Origin of the sequence: Micromonospora sp. NPDC050784, assembly GCF_044456765.1 — a bacterium.
Classification (GTDB): domain Bacteria; phylum Actinomycetota; class Actinomycetes; order Mycobacteriales; family Micromonosporaceae; genus Micromonospora; species Micromonospora foliorum.
The window spans coordinates 403,981-411,896 of the sequence record NZ_JBITGG010000003.1; the positions used below are offsets into that span (position 1 = coordinate 403,981).

Below are 7,916 nucleotides of genomic sequence, written 5' to 3' on the forward strand. Positions count from 1 at the left end.
ACGGTTCGGTGGGTGGCTGCCCGCGAGATCTTGGACAGTTTCCGTTCGCGCAGAACGGAAACTGTCCAAGATCTGCGAGCGGATGCTGGTTGGTCGACGCCCTCCGCCTGCGCCGGGGCAGTTCGGCATGCCCATACCCGCAGCGCAGCCGGATCTGGCGTTGCCCGCCAACCGACACGTCAAGCAGGTAGTGCAAGGCGCCCACGGCGCCCTCGCCAGCGGCCAAGCGGCCAGGAGCCAAGCGGCCAAGAGGCCAGCCGCCAGCGGCCAAGCGGCCAAGCGGCCAAGCGCCAGCGGCCAAGCGACAAAACAGCCAGCAGCCAGCGGCCGATCGCCAAGTGGCAAAGCGGCCGCGGTTAAGCGGCCAAGCGGCCTGAACCAGGGGGACGCACCGCAGGCGCACCCGAAGCCGACCCGTCAGAAGAGGACGGTGGCCAGGGTGCCGATCGGTTGGAAGCCGCAGCGCTCGTAGACGCGGCGGGCCGGGAGGTTGAAATCGTTGACGTACAGGCTGACGGTGGGGGCGACCCGCAGCAGGGCGTCGCGGACCACGGCTGCCATGGCGGCGGTGGCGATTCCGCGGCCTCGCCACTCGGGTGCCACCCAGACGCCCTGGATCTGCGCCGTCCGCTTGGTCACCACGGCCAGCTCGGCCTTGAAGACAACCTTGCCGTCGACGACGCGGGCGTACGCGCGACCGGTCCGGACCAGGTCGTTGACCCGCCGGCGGTAGCTGCGTCCGCCGTCCTCGGCCAGCGGGGATACGCCGACCTCCTCGGTGTACATGGCCACCGCCGCTGGGAAGAGCCGGTCGACCTCGCCGGAACGAACCTGGCGTACCTCCGGGTCGGCCGGTACGGGTGGCAGCGTGTCGGTGACCAGCAGTGGCTGGTTGGGGCGGACGTCTCGTGCTGGCCCCCAGGTGTCGGAGAGCCGGTCCCACAGCCCGAGGACGGCGTCGGCCCGGCCGACGATGGAGGAGCAGAGCCGTTCCTCGCCGGCGAGCAGGTCGGCGAAGGCAGCCACCGCGGCTTCGCTGGCCAGCACCGGGGTGAGGTTGCCGCCGAGCCAGCAGAGTGATTCGAGGTTGCGGCGGGCCCCGTACCCCAGGATTCTGCCCTCGGCCCGCCACCAGGAGAGTCCGCGCGCGGCGATCCGCTCGGCGACCTGCGCGCCCGCGAACGGGTCATGGTCGAGCAGTCGCTCGACCGCGCGGCGCTCCGATTCCCCCAGTTGGCGTACCGGCACCGTCAGCACGACTATCAGCCTGCCAGATCGACCCCCCGCTCCGCCGGTCGAGTGCCGAGGCCGGTCCCGGTTCTGCGGGCCCACTGGTCGGCCGGGTCCGCCCGGCCCACCGGACGACCGGGGGCACCAGGGCTCCGAGCAGGAGAAACAGGGCACCGAGCACGAGCCAGCCCGGCACGCCCCAGCCGAGCGCGAGGGTGGTCACCACCACCGGCGCGAGCATCTTGCCCAGTTCGTAGCCCATGCCGTATGTCCCCTGGTACTGCCCCTGGGCGTCCGCTGGCGCCAGCCCGAAGGAGATCCCCCAGCCGGCGGCGGAGTGCCACAGCTCCCCGGTGACGTGCGCGACCGCCCCGAGGCCGAGCAGGCCCACCGCGCCGGCGGTGGGCAGCGCGCCGCTGGCGGCGAAGAGTACGCAGGCCAGGGCGATGGCCACGCCCGCTCGACGGGCGGCGCGGGCGGCTCCGGGCAGGGTGACGGCGGTACGCGCTGCGCGTACCTGAAGGAGCACCACCAGCACGGTGTTGACCAACGTCAACGCGGAGATCATCCAGATGGGGGCCCGGGTGTGGCCGGCGATCCACAGCGGCAGGGCGATGGTGAGCAGGCTGAAGTGCATCGACATCAGCCCGTCGACCAGGGTGAAGACGAGAAACGGGCGGTCCCGTAGGGCGACCAGCCGAGGGCCCTGCGCCGGGGCGGCGACCGGGGCGACGGCGGGCAGCCGGAGGAAGACCACCGCCGCGGCCAGTGACGCCACGGCGGCGGCCAGGATCAGCGCGACGTACCCGGTTCGGGTGTCGGCGGCGATGGCGAAGCCGCCGAGGACGGCGCCGACGGAGATCCCGACGTTGGTGGTGGCTCGCAGGTAGGCGCGGGTGCGGACCCGCTGGTCGGCCGGGATCGCTCCGGCGATCAGCGCGCCGCGGGCGCCGCGCTCGACCGCGTCGGCGAGCGCGGTGGCCGCCCCCACCAGCACGAACGTGGGGAACGACCGGACGGCGATCAGGCCGACGGTCAGGGTGCCGGCGGCGAACAGCGCGCCGACCTGCACGCCGCGCGGGCCGACGCGGTCGGCCAGGTAGCCGCTCGGGGTGCTGGCCAGCACGCCGACCAGGGCCGAGATGGTCAGCCCGATGCCCACCTGGGTCGCCGACAGGCCGACCGACCGGGTGAGGAAGAGCGCGCTGGCGACGAGCCAGAGGCCCCGCCCGACGGTCTTGACCAGGGTGCCGACGGTGAGGACCCGGGCCGGGCCCGGTGGGGGTAGCAGGCGCATGACCGACACCCTAACAAGACGTACGTACGGTTTGGTAAATCGGGGTTGTCGGCGATGCATTGCCGATATATCGTTGATGCATCAGCGATAGTCCTACGAGAGGAAGAACCCGATGAGGTTCCACCGACAGCACCACCCGATGCACGAGGCCCGGATGCGGGGGTTCGGCTTCCCGCCGGTCCCGCCCGGTCCACACGGTCATGGCCACGAGCACGGACACGGCGGCCCCTGGGGCGGCCGGGGCCGTGGACGGGGTCGGGGCCGACGCCCCAACGTCCGAGCCTCCGTGTTGGCCCTGCTGACCGAGCGGCCGATGCACGGCTACGAGATGATCCAGGAGATCGACTCCCGCACCGGCGGTGCGTGGCGGCCGAGCCCGGGCTCGATCTACCCCACCCTCCAGCTACTGGAGGACGAGGGCGTGATCGTCGCCAGCACCGAGGAGTCCGGTGGTGGGCGGAAGCGGTTCACGGTCACCGAGGCCGGTCAGGCGGAGGCCACCGAGGCCGCGCAGACCCCGCCGTGGGCGGACGTCGCCCAGGGCTCGGTGAGCAGTTGGCACGACATCCGCGACTCCGGCGCGCAGGCGATGAACGCGCTGCGTCAGGTGATGATGAACGGCACCGACGACCAGCGCGAGCGGGCCGCCCAGGTGCTCGACGAGACCCGGCGCAAGCTGTACGCGATCCTCGCCGAATCCGAGTGACGCCGGCCTGCACCGCAGCGCCAGGCCGGACCAGCGCACGAGCACCACAGCGCCAGGCCGCAGCACAGCACGAGCAGCACAGCGCGAAAACGCAAGATCAGCACAAACGCACAGCGGCCGTTCCCCGCACGGGGAACGGCCGCTTTTCCACCTGGAAGATCAGTGCACGGTGACGGTCGGGCCGGTGACCAGCCCGCGCAGCTCCTCGGGGAGCTCGGCGCCCATCTCGTCGGCGATCCGCAGCGCCTCCTCGATCAGCGTCTCGACGATCTGCGCCTCGGGCACCGTCTTGACGACCTGCCCCTTGACGAAGATCTGGCCCTTGCCGTTGCCGGAGGCGACGCCGAGGTCGGCCTCTCGGGCCTCACCCGGACCGTTGACCACGCAGCCCATGACGGCGACGCGCAACGGCACCGGGAGCCCTTCCAGGCCGGCGGTGACCTCCTCGGCGAGCTTGTAGACGTCCACCTGGGCCCGCCCGCAGGACGGGCACGAGACGATCTCCAGGCCCCGCTCGCGCAGACCGAGGGACTCGAGGATCTGGTTGCCGACCTTGATCTCCTCGACCGGCGGCGCGGACAGCGACACCCGGATCGTGTCGCCGATCCCCTCGGCCAGCAGCGCGCCGAAGGCGACCGCCGACTTGATGGTGCCCTGGAACGCGGGCCCGGCCTCGGTGACGCCGAGGTGCAGCGGGTAGTCGCACTGCTCGGCGAGCTGCCGGTACGCCCGGATCATCACGACCGGGTCGTTGTGCTTGACCGAGATCTTGATGTCGCGGAAGCCGTGCTCCTCGAACAGCGAGCACTCCCACAGCGCCGACTCGACAAGCGCTTCGGCGGTGGCCTTGCCGTACTTGGCCAGCAGGCGCTTGTCCAACGAGCCGGCGTTGACGCCGATCCGGATCGGCACCCCCGCCGCCCCCGCGGCCCGAGCGATCTCCTTGACCTTGTCGTCGAACTGCCGGATGTTGCCCGGGTTGACCCGGACCGCCGCGCAGCCGGCGTCGATCGCCGCGAAGACGTACTTGGGCTGGAAGTGGATGTCGGCGATCACCGGGATCTGCGACTTCTTGGCGATCGCGGGCAGCGCCTCGACGTCGTCCTGGGACGGCACCGCCACCCGGACGATCTGGCAGCCGGACGCGGTCAGCTCGGCGATCTGCTGGAGGGTCGCGTTGATGTCGGAGGTGAGGGTCGTGGTCATCGACTGCACGGACACCGGCGCACCACCACCGACCGGGACCGAACCGACCATGATCTGGCGGCTGGCCCGACGGGGAGCGAGCGGCGGAGGCGGCACGGCGGGCATACCGAGACTGATAGCGGTCACTTCAGGCACTCACCTTGAGAAGAGCGTGATCGGGTTGACGACGTCCGCGGCGATGGTCAGCAGCGTGAACGCGCCACCGATCAGGATCACCGCGTACGTGAAGGGCATCAGTTTGAGGTAGTCCACCCGGCCGGGGTCGGCCCGGCCGATCCGCGCGTAGACCCAGGAGCGGGCCCGTTCGAACCAGGCGATGGCGATGTGGCCGCCGTCCACCGGGAGCAGCGGCAGCAGGTTGAACACGCCGATGAAGAAGTTCAGCGACACGAAGAGCATGAAGAAGACCAGCCAGGCGTTGTTCTCCACGGCCTCGCCGCCGAGTCGGCTGGCGCCGACCACGCTGATCGGGGTGTCGACGTCCCGCTCGCCGCCGGTGAGGGCGGTCCACAGGGCGGGGACCTTCTGCGGGAGACGCTGGAGCGCCTGGGCGGTGCCGACGGCCAGTTGACCGGTGAAGTCGGCGGTGGCGCCGAAGGCGCCGACCGGGCCGTACGTCACGCGGGTGGGTGTGCTGGGGACGAGCCCGACGCCGAGCGCGGCCACCGGCCCGGCGGCGCCGTTGGGGTCGTTCAGCGGCGGACGCTGGGTCTGCGCGAGGACCGTGCTGGTGGTGCCCGGCTGCCCGTCGCGGACGTACGCGATCTGCGCGGTGTCGCCCGGCTTGAGCCCGCGCAGCGTGGTGAGCAGGTCGCCGTAGGAGTTGATCGGGGTGCCGTTGACCGAGGTGATCCGGTCACCGCTGCGCAGTTGTGCCTGGGCGGCCGGGCTGGCCGCGTCGGCGGGGGTGCACGCCCGCACCGCGTTCTCCGGAACGACGCACTCACTGAGCTGGATGACGGCGGGCTCCTGGCGGGCCTGCGCGTCGGTGGTCGGGAAGTCGGGGTTGGGCAGGCCGGCGGAGACGGCGAGGATCCAGATCGTGACCAGGGCGAGCGCGAAGTGCGTGATCGACCCGGCGGCCATCACGATCGTCCGCTTCCAGACCGGGTAGCGCCACATCACCCGCGACTCGTCGCCCGGCTCGACGTCGTCGTCCTGCGGCGTCATCCCGACGATCTTGCAGAAGCCGCCGAGGGGGATGCCCTTGACGCCGTACTCGGTCTCACCCCGCTTGAACGACCAGATGGTGGGGCCGAAGCCGACGAAGTACTTGGTGACCTTCATCCCGAACATCTTGGCGGTCAGCAGGTGCCCCGCCTCGTGCAGACTCACCGAGATGAGAATGGCCAGGGCGAAGAGGACCACCCCGAGCAGGTACGACATCAAGCTCCTTCCACCGAACCCGCGATGATCTCCTGCGCGTGCGCGCGTGCCCACGACTCGGCCGCGAGCACGTCCTCGACGGTACCTGGTTCGTCGAAGTCCGGAGCCTCGTCCAACACTCGACCGAGGGTGTCGACGATGCCGAGGAACGGCAGCCGGCCCGCCACGAACGCGGCCACGCACTCCTCGTTCGCCGCGTTGTAGATCGCCGGCCGGCAGCGCCCGGTCTCCCCGGCGGCCTTGGCCAGCGCGACGGCCGGGAACGCCTCGTCGTCGAGCGGCGCGAACTCCCAGGTGTGCGCGGCCGTCCAGTCGACGGCGGTGGCGGCCTCGGGCACCCGGTCCGGCCAGCCCATGCCGAGCGCGATCGGCAGCCGCATGTCCGGTGGGCTGGCCTGGGCGATCGTCGACCCGTCGACGAACTCGACCATCGAGTGGATCACCGACTGCGGGTGCACCATCACGGTGATGTCGGCGTAGGGCACATCGAACAGCTCGTGCGCCTCGATCACCTCCAGCGCCTTGTTGACCATGGTGGCGGAGTTGATAGTGACGACCGGCCCCATGGTCCAGGTCGGGTGGGCGAGCGCCTGCTCGGGTGTGACCTGCGTCAACTCGTCCCGCCGCCGACCCCGGAACGGGCCGCCGCTGGCCGTGACGATCAGCCGGCGCACCTCACCGCGCGTCCCGGAGCGCAGGCACTGCGCCAGCGCCGAGTGCTCCGAGTCGACCGGGACGATCTGCCCCGGCCGCGTCACCGCGGCCTTGACCAGCGGGCCGCCGGCCACGAGCGACTCCTTGTTGGCCAACGCGAGAGTACGACCACCGCGCAGCGCGGCCAGCGTAGGAGCGAGGCCCAGCGAGCCGACCACCCCGTTGAGCACGATGTCGCACGGCCACTGGGCCAGCTCGGTCATCGCGTCCGGGCCGGCCACGATCTTGGGAAGCTTGAAGTCACCGGTGGCCCACCCGCGCCGGCTCGCCTCGGCGTAGAACGCGAGTTGCAGGTCCTGCGCGGCGGACGCCTTGGCCACTCCGACCGCCTCGACGCCCAGTTCGAGGGCCTGGGTGGCGAGCAGCTCGACGTTGCCGCCGCCGGCACCCACGGCGACCACCCGGAACCGGTCCGGGTTACGCCGGACGATGTCGATCGCCTGGGTGCCGATCGAGCCTGTGGACCCGAGCAGAACGAGGTCGCGGGGGGAAGTCACGAGGCCATTCTTCCCCACTGCCGCTGTACGCCCGCTGGGAGCCTCAGGCGTCCCCCTCCGACGCTTCTGGCGGCGCTTCCTCCCCGAGCAGGTCGGCCGGGTCGATGGAGAACTCGAACGGCTCCCGCATGACGAAGCGCGTTCCGGCCGCAGCGGCAGCCACCGGCCGGTATTCCCCCTCGGTCAGCTCGTACAACGCGATGGTCGGCACCCGATTGCGCAGGTCGACCCGGAGGAAGAAGGGCACGCTGGCGGCGGCATACTCACGCGGGCGGTCGATGATGTCCTTGCGCCGGTTTCCGGGCGAGACGATCTCCCCGAGAAGCACGGCGTGCCTGATATCCATCGTCGTTCGACCGCCGCCGGGAGCGTCGAGGATGACGATGTCCGGGATGAAGAGATCGCTGCCCGAGACGATGTTGGTCTCAAGATAGAGCCACAGCTTCGCCTGACGGGCCGCCTGCTTGAGGAGATAGGCGAGACCCAGCTCTGCGTCTTGATGGTCGTACCCGGCATGTGGTGTCACGATCACGCTTCCGCTCAGGACCTCAACCTTGGGGCCGTTGGTCTCCGGCAACAGGTCGAGGGCGAGCTGCGCGGTCCACGGCTCGTCGTGCCACCGCAGCACGTCGAACGACGGCTCGGTGTGCTGCGGCGCCGGTTCCGGCGCGAACGCTGCCTGGGCCATCCGGGCTCACCCCCTCAGCGGACGATCCTGCTCAGGTCAGCCTAGTCGCGCAGCCCCGCGGGGCACGGCATCGCACACGGGGTGCGACAGATTGCCTGTCGGCCCAGCCCGCGTGCCGCGCCTCGTGGGTGACCAGCACTCCGGCGGCACCCGCGTCGATCCGGCGGCGCAGCAGGTGCAGCACCGCCTCAC

7 protein-coding genes and 1 pseudogene are annotated in these 7,916 nt (G+C 71.1%); 1 reads left to right on the top strand and 7 read right to left on the bottom strand.

The window, feature by feature from the left end; genetic code table 11:
- Positions 1–417: 417 nt before the first annotated feature.
- The gene (locus tag ACIBD9_RS06300; RefSeq protein WP_396715039.1) at positions 418–1,257 is read right to left on the bottom strand and encodes a GNAT family N-acetyltransferase; all 840 of its coding nucleotides are present in this window, start codon (positions 1,255–1,257) and stop codon (positions 418–420) included.
- Entirely contained in the window at positions 1,187–2,527 is a 1,341-nt protein-coding gene (locus ACIBD9_RS06305; protein WP_396715041.1) for an MFS transporter, read from the bottom strand. Before ACIBD9_RS06305 ends, ACIBD9_RS06300 begins: the two co-directional genes overlap by 71 nt.
- Positions 2,528–2,639: 112 nt before the next feature.
- Here ACIBD9_RS06305 and ACIBD9_RS06310 point away from each other — a divergent pair, with 112 nt between their 5' ends.
- Complete coding sequence (locus tag ACIBD9_RS06310; protein ID WP_387168207.1) at positions 2,640–3,233, top strand: PadR family transcriptional regulator; 594 nt, start codon at positions 2,640–2,642, stop codon at positions 3,231–3,233.
- 159 nt (positions 3,234–3,392) lie between these two features.
- On the opposite strand, the gene ispG is transcribed toward ACIBD9_RS06310, so the two are convergent.
- The 5 genes and pseudogenes from ispG to ACIBD9_RS06335 all read right to left on the bottom strand — a co-directional run.
- The gene (gene ispG, locus ACIBD9_RS06315; protein ID WP_387168204.1) at positions 3,393–4,565 is read right to left on the bottom strand and encodes a flavodoxin-dependent (E)-4-hydroxy-3-methylbut-2-enyl-diphosphate synthase; all 1,173 of its coding nucleotides are present in this window, start codon (positions 4,563–4,565) and stop codon (positions 3,393–3,395) included.
- Between the two features lie 9 nt (positions 4,566–4,574).
- Positions 4,575–5,825, bottom strand: a complete 1,251-nt coding sequence (locus ACIBD9_RS06320; protein WP_396715044.1) for a M50 family metallopeptidase — start codon at positions 5,823–5,825, stop codon at positions 4,575–4,577.
- Positions 5,825–7,036, bottom strand: a complete 1,212-nt coding sequence (gene dxr, locus ACIBD9_RS06325) for a 1-deoxy-D-xylulose-5-phosphate reductoisomerase (protein WP_396715046.1) — start codon at positions 7,034–7,036, stop codon at positions 5,825–5,827. Before dxr ends, ACIBD9_RS06320 begins: the two co-directional genes overlap by 1 nt.
- A gap of 43 nt (positions 7,037–7,079) precedes the next feature.
- Entirely contained in the window at positions 7,080–7,724 is a 645-nt protein-coding gene (locus ACIBD9_RS06330; RefSeq protein WP_396715048.1) for a Uma2 family endonuclease, read from the bottom strand.
- 94 nt (positions 7,725–7,818) lie between these two features.
- A pseudogene (locus tag ACIBD9_RS06335) lies at positions 7,819–7,916 on the bottom strand (ABC transporter ATP-binding protein); the annotation flags it as partial.